At 68.1% G+C, this 16327-nt stretch carries 16 protein-coding genes; 6 read left to right on the top strand and 10 right to left on the bottom strand.

Annotated elements, in window-relative coordinates; all coding sequences use genetic code 11:
- Positions 1 to 42: 42 nt before the first annotated feature.
- Positions 43 to 1686: an aa3-type cytochrome oxidase subunit I gene (gene ctaD, locus ACZK4S_RS00580; RefSeq protein ID WP_143570871.1), complete on the top strand. Its 1644-nt coding sequence runs from the start codon at positions 43 to 45 to the stop codon at positions 1684 to 1686.
- Positions 1683 to 2081, top strand: coding sequence for an aa3-type cytochrome oxidase subunit IV (ctaF, locus tag ACZK4S_RS00575; protein WP_076058177.1), 399 nt, complete (start codon positions 1683 to 1685; stop codon positions 2079 to 2081). Before ctaD ends, ctaF begins: the two co-directional genes overlap by 4 nt.
- Positions 2082 to 2159: 78 nt before the next feature.
- On the opposite strand, the gene ACZK4S_RS00570 is transcribed toward ctaF, so the two are convergent.
- The 4 genes from ACZK4S_RS00570 to ACZK4S_RS00555 form a co-directional block, all read right to left on the bottom strand.
- A complete protein-coding gene (locus ACZK4S_RS00570; RefSeq protein ID WP_076058178.1) occupies positions 2160 to 3326 on the bottom strand; it encodes an ABC transporter permease in 1167 nt (388 codons plus the stop codon).
- Positions 3323 to 4204, bottom strand: coding sequence for an ABC transporter ATP-binding protein (locus ACZK4S_RS00565; protein WP_076058181.1), 882 nt, complete (start codon positions 4202 to 4204; stop codon positions 3323 to 3325). The genes ACZK4S_RS00570 and ACZK4S_RS00565 overlap by 4 nt, the downstream gene beginning before the upstream one ends.
- 68 nt (positions 4205 to 4272) lie before the next feature.
- The gene (locus ACZK4S_RS00560; protein ID WP_198928186.1) at positions 4273 to 4929 is read right to left on the bottom strand and encodes a response regulator; all 657 of its coding nucleotides are present in this window, start codon (positions 4927 to 4929) and stop codon (positions 4273 to 4275) included.
- A gap of 11 nt (positions 4930 to 4940) precedes the next feature.
- Positions 4941 to 6191, bottom strand: coding sequence for a sensor histidine kinase (locus tag ACZK4S_RS00555; protein ID WP_463643054.1), 1251 nt, complete (start codon positions 6189 to 6191; stop codon positions 4941 to 4943).
- A 49-nt stretch (positions 6192 to 6240) separates the two neighbouring features.
- Between ACZK4S_RS00555 and ACZK4S_RS00550 the strand changes: the two genes are divergently transcribed.
- Complete coding sequence (locus ACZK4S_RS00550; protein WP_076058185.1) at positions 6241 to 7224, top strand: pirin family protein; 984 nt, start codon at positions 6241 to 6243, stop codon at positions 7222 to 7224.
- Positions 7225 to 7237: 13 nt separating this feature from the next.
- On the opposite strand, the gene ACZK4S_RS00545 is transcribed toward ACZK4S_RS00550, so the two are convergent.
- The 5 genes from ACZK4S_RS00545 to ctaE form a co-directional block, all read right to left on the bottom strand.
- Complete coding sequence (locus tag ACZK4S_RS00545; RefSeq protein WP_076058186.1) at positions 7238 to 8698, bottom strand: GuaB1 family IMP dehydrogenase-related protein; 1461 nt, start codon at positions 8696 to 8698, stop codon at positions 7238 to 7240.
- A gap of 81 nt (positions 8699 to 8779) precedes the next feature.
- A complete protein-coding gene (gene qcrB, locus ACZK4S_RS00540; RefSeq protein WP_083665289.1) occupies positions 8780 to 10519 on the bottom strand; it encodes a cytochrome bc1 complex cytochrome b subunit in 1740 nt (579 codons plus the stop codon).
- Positions 10519 to 11583 (bottom strand): cytochrome bc1 complex Rieske iron-sulfur subunit, encoded by a 1065-nt coding sequence (gene qcrA / locus ACZK4S_RS00535; RefSeq protein ID WP_076058187.1) that lies wholly within the window; start codon positions 11581 to 11583, stop codon positions 10519 to 10521. Before qcrA ends, qcrB begins: the two co-directional genes overlap by 1 nt.
- Complete coding sequence (gene qcrC, locus ACZK4S_RS00530) at positions 11580 to 12398, bottom strand: cytochrome bc1 complex diheme cytochrome c subunit (protein ID WP_076058189.1); 819 nt, start codon at positions 12396 to 12398, stop codon at positions 11580 to 11582. The genes qcrA and qcrC overlap by 4 nt, the downstream gene beginning before the upstream one ends.
- 25 nt (positions 12399 to 12423) lie before the next feature.
- Positions 12424 to 13128: an aa3-type cytochrome oxidase subunit III gene (ctaE, locus tag ACZK4S_RS00525; protein ID WP_463643053.1), complete on the bottom strand. Its 705-nt coding sequence runs from the start codon at positions 13126 to 13128 to the stop codon at positions 12424 to 12426.
- A 101-nt stretch (positions 13129 to 13229) separates the two neighbouring features.
- Between ctaE and ACZK4S_RS00520 the strand changes: the two genes are divergently transcribed.
- From ACZK4S_RS00520 to trpD, 3 genes are read left to right on the top strand one after another with little or no spacing between them, the layout of a single operon-like run.
- Positions 13230 to 14228 (top strand): cytochrome c oxidase assembly protein, encoded by a 999-nt coding sequence (locus ACZK4S_RS00520; protein WP_463643052.1) that lies wholly within the window; start codon positions 13230 to 13232, stop codon positions 14226 to 14228.
- Complete coding sequence (locus ACZK4S_RS00515) at positions 14228 to 14635, top strand: response regulator (RefSeq protein WP_182763663.1); 408 nt, start codon at positions 14228 to 14230, stop codon at positions 14633 to 14635. The genes ACZK4S_RS00520 and ACZK4S_RS00515 overlap by 1 nt, the downstream gene beginning before the upstream one ends.
- A complete protein-coding gene (gene trpD, locus ACZK4S_RS00510; RefSeq protein ID WP_463643051.1) occupies positions 14635 to 15675 on the top strand; it encodes an anthranilate phosphoribosyltransferase in 1041 nt (346 codons plus the stop codon). The genes ACZK4S_RS00515 and trpD overlap by 1 nt, the downstream gene beginning before the upstream one ends.
- Here the strand turns inward: trpD and ACZK4S_RS00505 are convergent.
- Positions 15662 to 16309, bottom strand: a complete 648-nt coding sequence (locus ACZK4S_RS00505) for an A24 family peptidase (RefSeq protein ID WP_463643050.1) — start codon at positions 16307 to 16309, stop codon at positions 15662 to 15664. The genes trpD and ACZK4S_RS00505 overlap by 14 nt on opposite strands.
- Positions 16310 to 16327: the final 18 nt, after the last annotated feature.

Here is a 16327-nt window from a genome sequence, read left to right as displayed (position 1 = left end):
GCGCCCGTCGGGGTGGAGTCGCACCGCCTCGGTGCCCGCGTCATGAAGTACCTGACGACGACCGACCACAAGGTCATCGGCAACATGTACTTCGTCACCGCCTTCATCTTCTTCATGATCGGTGGCGTGCTCGCCCTCGGCATCCGTGCCGAGTTGGCCAGCCCCGGCATGGACTACATGAACTACGAGACGTTCAACCAGTTCTTCACCATGCACGGCACGATCATGCTGCTGATGTTCGCCACCCCGATGTTCTCCGGGTTCGCCAACGCCATCCTGCCGCTGCAGCTCGGGGCCCCCGACGTGGCCTTCCCGCGCATGAACGGTTACGCCTTCTGGCTGTACGTGTTCGGCGCGGTGATGGCCTGCACCGGCTTCGTGATGCCCGGTGGTGCTGCCAGCTTCGGTTGGTTCGCCTACGCGCCGTTGTCGAACTCGATCCACTCGCCGGGCATGGGCCACGACCTCTGGATCATGGGCCTCTACCTGCTGGGTCTCTCGTCGATCCTGGGCGCGGTGAACTTCATCACCACCGTCATCACCATGCGGGCGCCCGGTCTCACCATGTTCCGCATGCCGATCTTCTCCTGGAACATCCTGGTCACCTCCATCATGGTGCTCATCGCGTTCCCCGTGCTCGCCGTCGGCCTCCTCGTGCTCGAGTCAGACCGTGTGCTGGGTTCGCACGTGCTGGACCCGTCGTCCGGTGGCCCCATCCTGTGGCAGCACCTGTTCTGGTTCTTCGGCCACCCCGAGGTCTATATCATCGCCCTGCCGTTCTTCGGCGTGATCACGGAGGTGCTCAGCGCCTTCAGCCGCAAGCCGGTCTTCGGCTACTACGGCCTCGTGTTCGCCACGCTGGCGATCGGCGCGCTCTCGGTGTCCGTCTGGGCCCACCACATGTTCGCCACCGGCGCGGTGAACCTCCCGTTCTTCGCCTTCATGACGTTCCTCATCGCGGTGCCCACCGGCGTGAAGTTCTTCAACTGGGTGGGCACGATCTGGCGAGGATCCTTGACGCTGAACACGTCCATGTCCTTCGCCATCGGGTTCCTCGTCACGTTCCTCTTCGGCGGCCTGACGGGCATCATCCTGGCTTCTCCCGCACTGGACTTCCAGGTCACGGACACCTACTTCGTCGTGGCCCACTTCCACTACGTGCTGTTCGGCACCGTCGTCTTCGCGATGTTCGCCGGCTTCTACTACTGGTGGCCGAAGTTCACCGGCCGGATGCTCAACGAGACCTGGGGCAAGATCCACTTCTGGACCCTCTTCATCGGCTTCCACACCACCTTCCTCGTCCAGCACTGGCTGGGCGTCGGGGGCATGCAGAGGCGCATCGCAGACTATGGCGCCTGGGAGGGTTTCACCTTCCTGAACCAGTTGTCGACGTTCGGCGCGTTCCTGCTCGGTGTCTCGATGCTGCCGTTCCTCTGGAACGTGTGGATCACCCGCAAGGCACCGCTGGTCAACGTCAACGACCCGTGGGGCTGGGGCCGCTCGCTCGAGTGGGCCACCTCCTGCCCGCCGCCGCGTCACAACTTCGACTCGCTGCCCCGCGTGCGGTCCAACAGCCCCGCGCTGGATGCGGCCCGTCCGGAGCTGGCAGCCCGCCACCACGATGACCCGGGCGAACTGCTCGACGATGACACGCACGATCCCGAGCTGGAAGGTTCCGCCAAGTGAAGCCCGAGAAGTACTCTTTCTGGTTCATCTTCGTCTTCTTCGCGCTCGTCACGCCCATCTACTGGTTCGTGTCGAACGAGATCGCCGGCACGTTCGTGCTGGGCGCCACCGGCCTCCTCGGCGGCTTCATCGCGGCCTTCCTCACGCTCCAGGCGCGCAACTTCGACGCACGCCCTGAGGATCGTGCGGAGGCCGACGTCATCGAGGGCGCCGGCGACATGGGCTTCTTCGCCCCGAAGTCGATCTGGCCCTTCTGGGCCGCGGTCGTCACCGCCGGCATCTGCCTCGGCCCCGCGCTGCACCAGGCCTGGATCACCATTCTGTTCCTCGGGCTGGGCATCTGGGCCACCTCCGGTTGGGTCCTCGAGTTCTACCGCGGTGACTACAAGCACTGAGCCCACCCGCTCCTGAAACGACGAGAAGCCCGCCCCCTGCCGGGGGCGGGCTTCTTGCTTGTTGTCCGGGGAAGAGCCTCAGGCGGCCTGGCGCCGCAGGGCATCCTTCCAGGACAGGACGGAGCCGGTCTGCATGAGGGCCCGGCGGTAGATCTTCGAGCCGAGCCAGATGCACAGGGCCATGAACGCCACCGCGACGACCATCGCCAGACCGGCGTCGAGCCAGGTGGACTCCCCGCTGAGGAGGCGGCCGGGCATCGACACGGTGGAGGCGATCGGCACGTAGCTGAGGACGTGCGCCACGTCGCCACGTGCGAGGAAACCGGCCATGTAGACCAGCATCACGATCGTCATCAGGGGCGTCGTGGTCTGGTTGAGGTCCTGGTGGCGGGTCGCCATGGCGCCCGCAGCGGCCCACAGGCACGCCAACGACGCGAAGCCGACCAGGAAGAACAACACGAACCAGCCGACGACGGGCGTGACGAGACCCACCATGCCGCTCCATTCGGACAGCGAGAGGCCGACGAGTGCCGTGGTGGCGATCAGGACCACCTGGGCCAGCGCCATGATGGTGCTCCCCACCACCTTGCCGAGGAGCAACTGCCGGGTGGGGATGGCTGCGGCGAGGATCTCGACGATGCGCGACTCCTTCTCCGTGACCACGGAGTTGGCGATCTGCATGCCGAACGTCATCGCCGACATCATGAACAGCAGGGCGAAGGCGATGGTCGAGATGATGACCGCCATGCCCTGGCCCTCCTCGTCCTCCATCGTCACCAGTTCGAGCTCGGTGCCCGCTCGGATCGCGGCCAGATCCAGGTTGTGCTCGGCGGCGTTGACGCCCAGCTGGTAGTCAGCGACGGCGGCGCTGAGGTCCGGTGCCTCGAACAGGTCCTTGACGGTGAGCTTCCAGCCGTCGGCCGCCGAGTGGGTCAGCGCGGCCGAGGCATCGCCCTCGTCGACGGCGGTCATGACGTCGGCCTCCGGCACGCGCAGGGCGGTGTAGTTGCCGCTGCCCTGCTCCTGCGCCATCGCCACGACGGTGGCGGCGGCGTCGGAGGACACGGCCACCTTGGTCTCTGAGGAATCGCCCCCGAGCAGGCCGCCGAAGATGAAGCCGAGCGCGATGAGGACGATGGTGGTGAGCGTGCCGATCCAGAAGGCGCGGTCCGTCAGCTGCACCATGATCTCGCGCTTGGCGACGATGACCCAGGGTGCCGTACGGGTGCGGGGGGTGTCGGTCATCGGGAAACCTCTCGGTAGTACTCGCTGAGGGGCCGCACGATCGGCCCGAAGGAATGGACGCTGCCGCGGCAGATGGCCTCGGCCAGCACGCGCTGGGCCACGCTGTCGTCGGCGAAGGCGACCTCCGCCTGGGGGCCGTCGAGGTCGATGACGGTGACGCCGCCCTCGTGGCGGAGCCAGCCCAGGTCCGCGCCGGCCAGGATCCGGTGGTGCTTGGGGCCGGCCGAGCGCAGCGCTTCGACGCTGCCGGAGGCGATCACCTCTCCCTTGCGCAGGATCACGATCTGGTGGCACAACCGCTCCACCAACTCGAGCTGGTGCGACGAGAACAGCACCGGCACGCCGCGCTTGGTGAACTCCGTCAGCAGCGCGAACATCTCGTCGACCGCCTCAGGGTCGAGACCGCTGAACGGCTCGTCCAGCACGAGGGCCTTGGGTGAGGCGATCACCGCGCCGGCGATCTGGACCCGCTGCTGGTTGCCCAGCGAGAGCTTCTCCAGCTTGTCGCCGGTCCGTTCGCCCAGGTTGAACCGCTCCAGCAGCTGCCGGGCCGCGGCCTTGGCGTCCGCGGCGGTCATGCCGTGGAGCTCCCCGAGGTAGGCGAGCTGCCCGAGGATGGGCTGCTTCGGGTAGAGCCCACGCTCTTCCGGCATGTAGCCGAACTGTGCGCGGTCCTCGGCGGTGATGGGGTGGCCGTTCCACAGCACCTCGCCGGAGGTGGGGGACAGCACCCCCATGATGATGCGCATGGTGGTGGTCTTGCCGGCGCCGTTACCGCCGACGAAGCCGGTGAACCGGCCGTCGGGGACGCTGAACGACACGTCGTTCAGGGCCGTGAGATCACCGAATGTTCGGGTGACAGAGTGGATTTCGAGCATGGCACCAGCCTGCCGGATGTCCGGTTGTCAGGACATCGCCCGCGCGGCCACATCTTCGTCGGCAGCCCTCATCCCTTCGGATGAGATCGGGTCAGGCCATGCTCGAACGCGAAGATGACGGCCTGCACCCGGTCCCGCACGCCGAGCTTTGCGAGGCAGCTGGAGACGTGGCTCTTCACGGTGGCCTCGCTCACATACAGGTCGCGCGCGATCTCCGCGTTGCTCAGCCCCTGCGCCAGGGCGGCCAGCACATCCAGCTCCCGTTGGGTCAACCGCCCGACGGCAGGATGGGGTTCGGTGATGTGGTGCACGACCTGCACGGCCTGCTCGATGACGCGGCGGGTGACCTCCGGCGCGAGCAGCGCCCCGCCGTCGGCGACGGTGCGGATGGCCTCCAGCAGGCGCTCAGGTTCGCAGTTCTTGAGCAGGAACCCGGCGGCCCCCGCGTCGAGGGCCTCGAACAGGTAGTCGTCGCGGTCGAAGGTGGTCAGGATGATCACCTGGGTGTCGCCCGCGGCGCGCACGGCGCGGGTGGCCTCGAGCCCGTTCATCCGCGGCATCTCGATGTCCATCAGCATGACGTGGGGGGAGGTGGCGGTGGCGAGCTCGACGGCCGCCTGCCCATCGGCCGCCTGCCCGACGAGTTCGAGGTCGTCCTCCACGCTCAGCATCAGGGAGAAGGCGCGGCGCACGAGCGCCTGGTCGTCGACGAGTGCGACTCGGATCATGGTGGTGATCAAACCCTTCGTGGGAGGACGGCGTGGACGCGGTAGCCACGGGTGGCCCGGGGGCCGATGTCGATGGTGCCGCCCAGGGCGGCGATCCGCTCGCGCATGCCGACGTGGCCGAGGCCCGAGCCTGCGGTGCAGTGCACGGGCATCCCGTCGTCGGTGATCTCGACTTCCGTGGTGTCGCCGAGCCGGACCACCACGCGGGCGTGGTCCGCCGTCGAGTGGCGACGGACGTTGGTGAGGGCCTCCTGTGCGATGCGCAGGAGGGCGCCGCTCTGGGTGGTGGTGAGCTCGGCGGCCCGCGCGGGGTCGCCGACGAGTTCGTAGCTCACGTCGAGACCCTCGCCCGAGGCCTCCTCGCACAGTGCCTCGAGGGCCTCCAGGGAGCTGCCGGCCCCCGCGGTGGGAGAGACGTCGCGGAGCGAGCCCAGCAGGGTGCGTAGCTCCGAGACGGCGCTGCGGGACATCTCCTCGACCTCGACGAGCGCCTCGGCGGCCAACTCCGGCTTGGCGTCCATCGCCCGGCGGGCAGCGGCGGTCTGGATACCGATCAGCGAGATGTGGTGCGCGACCGAATCGTGCAGGTCACGGGCGATCCGCAGCCGTTCCGCCAGCACCGCCTGGTCGGCAAGTTGATGTGCCTGCTGCGTGACCAGCGCCTTGGACTCATCCAGGTCGTGGGCGTCGCGGGCCTGCCGCCAGGCATTGCGGCCCAACCACATGGCGCCGCCGAAGTACGCAGCGTTGATCAGCAGGGTGGCCGCGTAGTACCACGCCGTCGGATGGAACTCGGCCGGACTGATGGAGCGGTTGTAGCTGTCGTCCACGATCAGCCACACCGTCATGGCCAGGACCACGGCGCCGGCGGCGAGCGCGAGGGTGTCGCGGCGCTTCGCATAGGCCAGCGCGGTGTAGATGCCGAGGAAGTAGACGATCTGCATGCTCGGGGTGCTGGACACGACCGGCCACAGGCTGCCCACGACGATGAAATGCACGCCGGTGAGCAGCAGCATGACCGTGATCGGGAAGACCCGCCGGCACGCGAGAAACACCCCCGCCAGCGCGATGGCGCCCAGCGACGGCCACACGTCGACGTGGTCCTTGATGTCGTCGATCTCTGAGTACACCATCACCGTGGCCATCGAGATGATGCAGAGCAGCGAGGCCACGGCTATGTCGCCGAACGCGGGCCGCGTGGGGGAGGGCCTGACGTAGTCCTCATCCATGCCGAAGAATGCCCGGATCGCGTCAACCATGTCCCGCAGTCTAGGGCTGGCGCCCGTGGGCGACGAGTAACGTTGCTTCATGAGCAACACCGAGACCTCTCCCCAACTGCTGGACTGCGGGCACAAGGACCACGGACCCACCGAGATCCAGCAGCTCCAACCCCGGATGGTGAGCCTGGGCGAGGGCCCCAGCGCCATGACGGTGCGTCGCACCATCCCTCAACTCGAGCGCTCGTTCGTCGGCGCGTGGTGTTTCGCGGACCACTACGGCCCCAACCTGGTGGAGGCCACCTGCGGCATGGACGTGGCCCCCCATCCGCACACGTCGCTGCAGACGGTGAGCTGGCTGTTCGACGGCGAGATCGAGCATCGCGACTCCGGCGGGGTCCATGACCTGGTGCGGCCCGGCGAGGTGAACCTGATGACGTCCGGGTACGGCATCTCGCACTCCGAGGTGTCGACCCCCCAAACGGAGTTCCTGCACGGTGTGCAGTTGTGGGTGGTGCTTCCGGAGCACGCCAAGGACACGCACCGTGGTTTCCAGCACCACCGCCCGGAACTCCTCGACATCCCCGGCGGCACCGCCAAGGTGATGGTGGGTTCGCTGGCGGGCGACGCGTCGCCCATCTCCACGGAGACGCCGCTGCTCGGTGCGGAAATCATCCTGCGTCCGGGCGCCGACTGGGAGTTCGAGGTGGACCGCTCGTTCGAGCACGGTGTTCTGGTGGATTCGGGCGTGGTGGAGATGGACGGCGTGGCGATCAGCAAGGACGTCATGGGCGTCCGCGACGCCGGCCTGAACCACCTCCGGCTGTCGAACCCGAGCGACAAGCCGGCGCGCGTGATGCTGCTGGGTGGCACCCCCTTCGAGGAGGGGATCGTCATGTGGTGGAACTTCATCGGGCGCAGCCACGAGGAGATCGTCGAGCTGCGCGACGCCTGGCAGCGCGACGACGACCGCTTCGGCGGGGTCCGCGGTTACCGCGGCGCCCTAAGGAAGCTGGAGGCGCCGCCCCTGCCGGACATCCGCCTCAAGCCGCGCTTCCGCCGCCGTCAGCGCTGACGCCCCGTCAGGGTCACCAGCTCCGGTCGAGCGGGCGGCCTTCCTCGTAGCCGCTCCCGCTCTGCACGCCGACGACGGCGCGCTCGGCGAACTCGGGCAGGCTACGGGCACCCGCGTACGTGCACGAGGAGCGCACGCCGCTGGTGATCCAGTCGATGAGGTCCTCGACGCCCGGACGGCGGGGGTCGAGGTACATGCGCGAGGCCGAGATGCCCTCTTCGAACATCGCTGCGCGGGCCCGCTGGTAGGCGGACTGCTCACGGGTACGGTTGCGCACCGCGCGGGCCGAGGCCATACCGAAGGACTCCTTGAACATCTTGCCCTCGGAGTCGATGAGGTGGTCGCCGGTGGACTCGTGCGTGCCGGCGAACCAGGAGCCGATCATCACCGAACCGGCGTCGGCGGCCAGCGCCAGGGCGACGTCGCGCGGGTGGCGGACCCCGCCGTCGGCCCAGATGGACTTCCCGTGCTCGCGCGCGGCGGCCGCGCACTCCAGGACGGCGGAGAACTGCGGGCGGCCCACGCCCGTCTGCATGCGGGTGGTGCACATGGCGCCAGGTCCGACGCCCACCTTGAGGATGTCGGCGCCGGCCTCGATGAGGTCGTGGCAGCCGTCCGTGGTGACCACGTTGCCGGCCACGATCAGGATGCGTCGGCCCGTCTCCGCCTCGAAGCGGTCGCGCTCTCCGCGGGCGGTGCTCAGGGCGCTGATCATCTTCTCCTGATGACCGTGCGCGGTGTCCATGACGAGCACGTCCGCGCGTGCGTCCAGCGCGGCACGGACCTTGGCGGCGATGTCGCCGTTGATGCCGACGGCGACGCCGGCGCGGAGCCTGCCCTCGTGGTCCACGGCGGGGGAGTAGATGCCGGAACGCAGCGCACCCTCGGGGGTCATCACGCCGACGAGGCGCTCCTCCGAGTCGACGGCGATCGCGACCTTCTGATGGTGCTCGGAGAGGGTGGCGAACACGTCCGACGGAGCGGTGTCCGCCGACAGGACAGTCACGTCGGTGGTCATCACGTCGCGGGCCTGCGCGAACCGGTCTGAGCCCTCAGCCGCGCGGGGATGCACCACGCCGAGCACCTTGCGGTTCTCGTCGACGACGACGGCGACACCGTGGGACCGCTTGGGGATGAGTTGGAGGACCATGCCGACGGTGGTGGAGAGCGACACTGTGACCGCGGTGTCAAACACCAGGTGGGCGTTCTTCACCTTGGTGATGGACTCTGCCACCACGTCGGTGGGGATGTCCTGGGGGAAGATCGCGAGGCCGCCGCGGCGGGCCATCGTCTCAGCCATGCGGCGACCGGAGACCGCCGTCATGTTGGCGGCCACCAGCGGGGTGGGGGTGGCGAGGCCGTCTGAAGAGGTGAGGTCCACGTCGAGGCGGGAACTCACGCCGGAGCGGCTGGGGACCATGAAGACGTCGCTGTAGGTCAGGTCATACGAGGGGTCGCCATGGAGAAATCGCACGCCTGGATTCTACCTTCGCGGCAGGGGTGAACAGAATCGGCGCCGCCCTGTGGGGCGGCGCCGATTCTGTGGGTGGTGCGGTCAGTGGCGCGTCGAGCCTTCGAGCACCGGGGTGTCGCGGTCGTCGTCATCGTCGTGCGCCGGGAGCTCCCCGTGGCGCCCGACCTCGAGTTCGCCGTGGTGGCCGTCCGTGAGTTCAACGGCCGTGGGCTTGGCAATCTCATGGCCGAGGTACCAGCGGGACAACCGAGCGCGGAGCCTGCTGATACCGCCCTTGCGGGCGACCCCCGACGCATCGGTGTCGCCGCCGGGCGCGAGCACCGGGTGCTGCAGGTGCTGCGTCAGCGCGAACTGCTCATGCGTGCCGACGGGGACGTGCGACTCCGAGTAGCCGCCGTCCGGGCTCCGGACGATGACGCCGTCCTCAGAGCCGTGGAGGGCCCGTTCGCGGTCTGCGCGCTGGAGGCCCAGGCAGATGCGCTTGGTGATGATGAACGCGATGATCGGCCCGAGGAACACGGCGACGCGCAGGAAGATCGTGATCGCGTTGAGGCTCAGGGAGAACCGGGTGGCGATGATGTCGTTGGCGCCGCCGATCCAGAACAGCCCGTAGGCCGCCATGCCTGCGACACCGAGCGCGGTCCGCGTCGGCGCGTTGCGCGGGCGGTCCAGCAGGTGGTGTTCGCGGTCGTCTCCTGTGAGCCAGCGTTCGACGAACGGCCAGACACCCAGCAGTGTGAACAGGATGCCCATCATGCCCACACCGGGGAGGAACACGCCCCAGGTCCAGGTGGTGCCGCCCCAGTGTGATTCCCAGAAGGGCGGGATGAGGCGCAGCGCGCCCTCGACGAAGCCCATGTACCAGTCAGGCTGCGAACCCGCGGTGACCTTGGCCGGGTCGTACGGGCCGTAGGCCCACACCGGGTTGATCTGGAACAGGCCACCCATGAGCACGAGGAACCCGAACACGATGAAGAAGAAGCCGCCGGCCTTGGCCATGTAGACCGGGAACAGCGGGTAACCGACGACGTTGTTCTCCGTGCGGCCGGGGCCGGGGTACTGGGTGTGCTTGTGGTAGACCACGAGCGCCAGGTGCGCGGAGATGAGGCCGAGCAGCAGGCCGGGGATCAGCAGGATGTGCGCCATGTACAGGCGGGGGATGATGAGGCTGCCGGGGAATTCGCCGCCGAAGACGAAGAACTCCGCCCAGGTGCCGATGACCGGGATCGAGCGGATCAGGCCGTCGACGAAGCGCAGGCCGGTGCCCGAGAGGAGGTCATCGGGCAGCGAGTAACCGGTGAAGCCCGCCATCAGGCCCATGGACAGCAGGCCGACGCCGATGAGCCAGTTGATCTCACGCGGCTTGCGGAACGCGCCCGTGAAGAACACGCGCAGCATGTGCACCGTCGAGGCCGCCACGAACAGCAGGGCGGCCCAGTGGTGGATCTGGCGTACCAGGAGGCCGCCACGCACGTCGAACGAGATGTTCAGCGTTGAGGCGAAGGCCTCCGAGATGGGCATGCCCTTCATCAGCTGGTAGGAGCCGTCGTAGTGGATCTCGGCCATCGAGGGCTTGAACCAGATGGTCAGGAAGACACCGGTCAGCAGTAGCACGATGAACGAGTAGAGGGCGATCTCGCCCAGCAGGAACGACCAGTGGTCCGGGAAGACCTTGCGCAGGCCGGTGCGGCCGAGCTTGCCCAGCCCCAGCCGGTCATCGGCCCAGCCGAGGACGCCAGGGGTGCTGTTGGTCTTCTGAGTGGGGGCCTCGTGGGCCTCGACCGAGGACGACGTATCGACGACGCTCGTTGGCTTGGCCATTACTGGTCTCCGTCCTGGAAGTCATTGCGCGAGTCGCGCTCGAAGTAGCTCGGCCCGACAGGCACCGTGAAGTCGCTCGTCGCGATCAGGTAGCCCTCGTCGTCCACAGAGATGGGCAGCTGGGGCAGCGAGCGGGCCGCAGGGCCGAACACGACGGTGCCGCTGTTGCCCAGGTCGAAGGTCGACTGGTGGCAGGGGCACAGCAGGTGGTGGGTCTGGCGCTCCCACAGCGAGATGGGGCAGCCGACGTGGGTGCAGATCTTCGAGTACGCCAGGATGCCCGACACCTGCCAGTCCTGCCGCGACGGCGGGATGGTGATCGACTGGGGATCCATGCGCACCACGATGATCGCGGCCTTGGCCTTCGCCTGATGTGCCTCCACGCCTTCCAGCTCGCGCAGCGTGGCGGGCTGGGCGTTGACCAGTTGGCCGACCTCGAGGTGCTCAGGGCGCAGCTCCACCCAGTTCTCGTCGTTGACGAGGCGCACCTGGTTGGCCCAGATGGTCTTCTCGATGGTCTGCTCGCGCACCCGGCGGGTGGGGTGCGGACCCATGTCGGCCAGCAACACCACGGCCGGCACCACGGCGATGCCGAGGGCGCCGCCGAGGGCGCCGAGGATCAGCGGGCGGCGCTTGATGGCCGACTGTTCCACGCCGTCGCGCCAGTTCTGGGCGACGATCGCCCGGTCCTCGGGGGAGGTGGCGGCGCTGTGACGGGGATCCACCGACTCGTGGTCGCCCATCAGCACGCGGGACCACTGGATGATGGCCAGGCCGATGAGCAGCACGGCGAGGCCTGCGGTGACGCCCAGGCCGACGTTCATCGCGCTGGCCTTCAGCCACCCGAAGTCGATGTAGGCCCGGCGCGGGACGGCGAAGTAGATCACGACGAAGGCGATCGCCAGCACGGGGACGAGGCCCAGCATGGCGAGGATGGCCAGGTAGGCACGGTTGCCTGCGCCCTTGTCGGCGTCGGTGAAGCGCTCGATGTGCTCCTCCATGCCGGGATCAGTGACGCTGTGACCCCTGTCAGGATCCTGGACGGGCAGATTCTTCCAGCTCATCGGGCGCGAGCCCCCTTCCGTGCAATCCACAGGGCAACAATCGAGAGTCCGCCGATGCCGATGATGAAGATCCACCAGCCCTCGGAGACAGGGCCGGCGTCGCCCATGGTCAGACCGCCGTAGTTGGGCTGCTCGTCGGCAGCCTCGAGGTAAGCGATGATCTCGCTCACGCTCTCGTCCGTGAGGACGTCCTTGGAGAACGACGGCATCTGCTGCGGGCCGGTGCGGACCGCTTCGTAGATGTGCACGGGTGCGGTCTCCGTCAGGTTGGGCGCGAACTTGCCCTCAGGCATGGCGCCGCCACCGCCGACGACGCCGTGGCAGGCGGAGCAGTTCGCGCGGAACAGCGCGCCGCCGCGCGCCACAGCCAGCGCCTTCTCGTCGTCGCCCTGGTTCAGAGCGTCGAGGGAGTACTGCGACTCCTCGGGGATGGCCGGGCCCGCGCCGAGCGAGGCGACGTAGGCTGCCACCGCTTCGATCTGCTCCTGCGTGTAGTTCACCTTGCGGGCGCGGATCTGAGCCTCCAGGCGCGACGCCGGCATGCGACCGGTGCCCATCTGGAAGTCCACCGAGGCCGCGCCCACGCCGATGAGGCTGGGGCCCTGCGTGGTGCCCTCGCCGCCGAGACCGTGGCAGGAGGAACAGGTGGTCATGTAGATGTCCTTGCCCTGCTCGATCTGCAGGGTGGTCTCCGTCTCTGCCGAGGAGCGTGGCGGGCTCACGACGGAGTAGCTGAGGCCGACGACGAGGAGGGCCAAGATCAGCAGCAGTGGCCGCGCTGCAGCATGCCGCCTGAGATTGGTTGATTTCTTCACTGAAATGAAACTCCCGGTCTCGGTCTTAGCGGAGGAAGTAGAGGACGCCGAACAGGGCGATCCAGATGACGTCGACGAAGTGCCAGTAGTAGGACACGACGTGGGCGTGGACCGTCTGCTCGTGGGTGTGGATGCGGGTCATGTAGGAGCGGGCCAGGACGTACCACATGGCCACGACGCCACCGAACACGTGGATGCCGTGGATACCGGTGGCGATGAAGAACAGCGACCAGTACTGGTTGGTGGAGATGCTGATGCCCTCGTTGAAGAGCGTGAAGTACTCCCAGACCTGGCCGGCGACGAAGATCGAGCCGAGGATGGCCGAGATGATGAAGCCCTGACGCACGCCCCACTTCAGTGGGTTCACCCAGGAGCCGTTGACCCGGCCCGCCTCAGCGGCGTTGGCGCCCAACTGGATGGTCACCGAGCTCAGCACCAGGATGGTGGTGTTGATGCTGGCGAAGAGCAGGTCGAGGTGCGCACTCTCTGTGGCCCACATGGACTGGACGCCAGCTTCCGCGGCGGCGTCCGCCGCCATGGAGCGGGTCCAGAAGTAGGCTGCGAAGATGGCGCCGAAGAACATCAGTTCGCTCGCCAGCCACACGATCACGCCGATGGCGGTCACGTCGGGACGTCCGTAGGGCTTGTTCAGCCGGGCAGGCGGCACCTGATGGATGGCACCGGTCGGCAGCTCCGATGGTGCTTGGATGAGTTCATGATTCGTGGCCACGTGGTCATTATTGCCTCAAAAGCCCCATAGGTCACGCCAGGCACGAACATTGGGACCACCCCCACCAAATCGTTGAAAGCGGCTATGCGATAATGCGCCACATGTTTACCGGTTCCTTGGCACTCATCCCGATGCACGCCAAGCCCGACGACGACATCATCCCCCTCGTCGGAGCCCGGTTCTTCACCGCCTGGGAGTTCCCCCTCGGTGCCGTCATCGGACTGCTCGTCGCGGGCGGCCTGTACCTGTGGGGGGTGCAGCGGCTGAGGCGGCGCGGCGACAGATGGCCCTTGATGCGCACCATCAGCTTCGTCGTGTTGGGCCTGGGGTCCATCGCCGTGGGCACCTTCTCGTTTCTGGGCGTGTACGACACCGTCCTGTTCTGGTCACACATGGTCCAGCACATGCTGTTCAGCATGATCGCGCCGGTGTTCATCGTGTTCGGTGCGCCTGTGACGTTGGCGCTGCGCGCCCTGCCCAAGAGGCCGCGGGCCATCCTGTTGAAGGTGCTCCACTCGTGGTTCGGGAAGTTCGTGATGTTCCCGCCGCTCACCACGGGTCTGATGGTCATCTATCCCTTCGGCCTCTACATGAGTGGCCTCTACGAGATCACCCTCACCAACGACCTCGCGCACGACCTGCTCCACCTCTTCCTGGTGACCATGGGCGTGTTGTTCTTCTTCCCGCTCCTCGGGGTGGACCCCGTGCCGATCAAGATGCCGTACCCCATCCGGATCCTGCTGTTCTTCATCACCATGCCGTTCCACGCCTTCCTCGGCGTGACGATCATGGGTTCGAGCCGGCTCATCGCGGAGGAGTGGTACCTCTCCTTCGACCGGACCTGGGGCATGTCGCCCATGCAGGACCAGGAGTGGGCCGGCGCGCTGATGTGGGCCACGGGGGATCTCACGATGTTCGCGGCGATGATCACGATCTTCATCCAGTGGATCAAGGACTCCAACCGGGAGGCCCGGCGGGTGGACCGGGCGCTGGACCGGGAGGAGGCCCGACGCGCCCAGGCGCAAGGACTTGGCTACCATGACCCCCAGAAACAATCTCAACCCACCGTCGACAGCCACAACGCGAAGGAAGACCGATAATGAGCGATGCGACCGTGAAGGTGCTGGTGTTCTCCGATGACCGGCTGGTGCGTGAGCAGATCCGCCTGACGCTGGGACGGCGCGTGGCCATGGACCTGCCGCAGATCGAGGTCTTCGAGGTCGCGACGCAGGGCGCACTGCTGCGCACCCTGGACGCCGGCACCGACTACGCCCTGATGATCTTCGACGGCGACGCGCAGCCGTCGGGCGGCTTCGGCCTGGCCCACCAGGTCAAGGAGGAGTACGCCGACAGCGCCCCCATCATGCTGCTGGTCAAGCGTGAGGCTGACGCCTGGCTGGCCTCCTGGTCCCGCGCCGAGGCGGTGACCCCCTTCCCGATCGATCCGGTCACCATGCCTGAGCAGGCCGCCCACCTCATCCGTGCGCGCCTGGCGCAGGTCGCTTGATGTCGACGAGCTACACCTGGCCCGACATCCTGACCGGTCTCGTCCGGAGGGAGGGCCTGGAGGCGACCGCCGCCACGTGGGCCCTCAACGAGATCCTCGCCGGGCGCGCCTCCGACGTGCAGATCGCCGCCATGCTGACCGCGCTCCGGGCCAAGGGTGAGAGCGAGGACGAGATCTCCGGACTAGCCGACGCCATGCTGGCCAACTCCACGCCGATCTCGCTCGACCCCGACGCGGTGGACGTCGTCGGTACCGGAGGCGACCGCGCCAACACCGTCAACATCTCGACGATGGCCGCGATCGTCGCTGCGGGCGCCGGCGCCAAGGTGATCAAGCACGGGTCCCGCGCCGCCTCGTCCCAGGCAGGCACCGCGGACACGCTGGAGGCGCTGGGCGTCAAGCTGGACGTCGAGCCCGCCAAGCAGGCCGGCATCCTGGCCGAGACCGGCATCGCCTTCCTGTTCGCGCAGCTCTACCACCCCGCCATGAGATACGTGGCGGGTGTGCGCAAGGCGCTGGGTATTCAGACCACCTTCAACTTCCTCGGCCCCCTGGCCAACCCGGCCCGGCCCCGCGCCATGGCGCTGGGCGTGGCGAACGACGACATCGCGCCGGTGATCGCCCGCGTGCTGGCGGAGCGCGGCACCCGAGGGATGGTCTTCCGCGGCTACGACGGCCTCGACGAGCTCACCACGACGTCGGAATCCGATGTGTGGCTCATCTCCGAGGGCCGGGTCTTCCGCACCGTGCTCGACCCGCGGGATCTCGGCCTCGAGCCGGCCTCCTCCTTCGAGCTGCAGGGCGGGCCGCCGGAGCACAACGCCCAGGTGGTGCGCGACCTGGTGGCCGGCAAGCCCGGCCCCGTGCGCGACATCGTCGCCTTGAACGCCGCCGCTGCGCTGCTCGCCTACCGGGGCATCTCGACGGTCACCGAGCTCGTCGACCAGTTGCGACCCACGCTGGCCGCGGCCCACGAGGCGATCGATTCCGGGAACGCCGCCCAGACGCTGGAGAAGTGGGTCGCCGCTACCCAGCGGTGACCTGCAGCGTGGCCGCCGCCAACGGGCCGAGCCACAGGGCCGGGCCGAAGGGGAAGTGCCTCGGGCGGCCGGCGTCGCGCAGGGCCCACAGCGCATGGGCGATGCCGTGCACGGCGCCCAGTGCGGTGCCCGTCAGCAGCGCCGTCGTCCACGTACCCACACCGGCCAGTCCGCTGACGGCGCCGATCAGCAGCGCGAGCCGCACGTCGCCGAAGCCCAGGCTCGCCGAGAGCCGCCAGGCCAGGTAGAGGAACGCGAACGCGGCCGCCGCGCCCAGGGCGGCGGCCGCTGCGCCGCGCCAGTCGGTGATCGCCGTGGCGGCCAGCCCCGCCGCCATCAGCGCGGTGGCGAGGGCGTTGAGCCGCTTCGGCAGGAACGTACTCAGCAGGTCGATGGCGACCAGCGGCACACCCACGGCCAGGTAGGGCACCCACAGCCAGTGGTGGTGCGTGGGCACCAGCCACAGCACGCCCGACGCCGCACCGGCCGTGCCGAGCACGCCCAGCAGGGTGCGCCACGACACGAGGGCGGCGAAATCCGGCGCGTCGGGATCGTCGACGCGCAGCCGCGGAACGATCAGCCACCAGACGGCGCCTGCTGAGGCCGTTGTGGCCAGGGCCATGAACCAGGTCATGGCCTGAGACTAGGGAGC

The sequence above is a fragment of the Tessaracoccus zhenghani genome (assembly GCF_055326325.1).
Note: the sequence above shows the minus strand (reverse complement) of the source record. Positions and strands in the feature narration are given on the sequence as shown.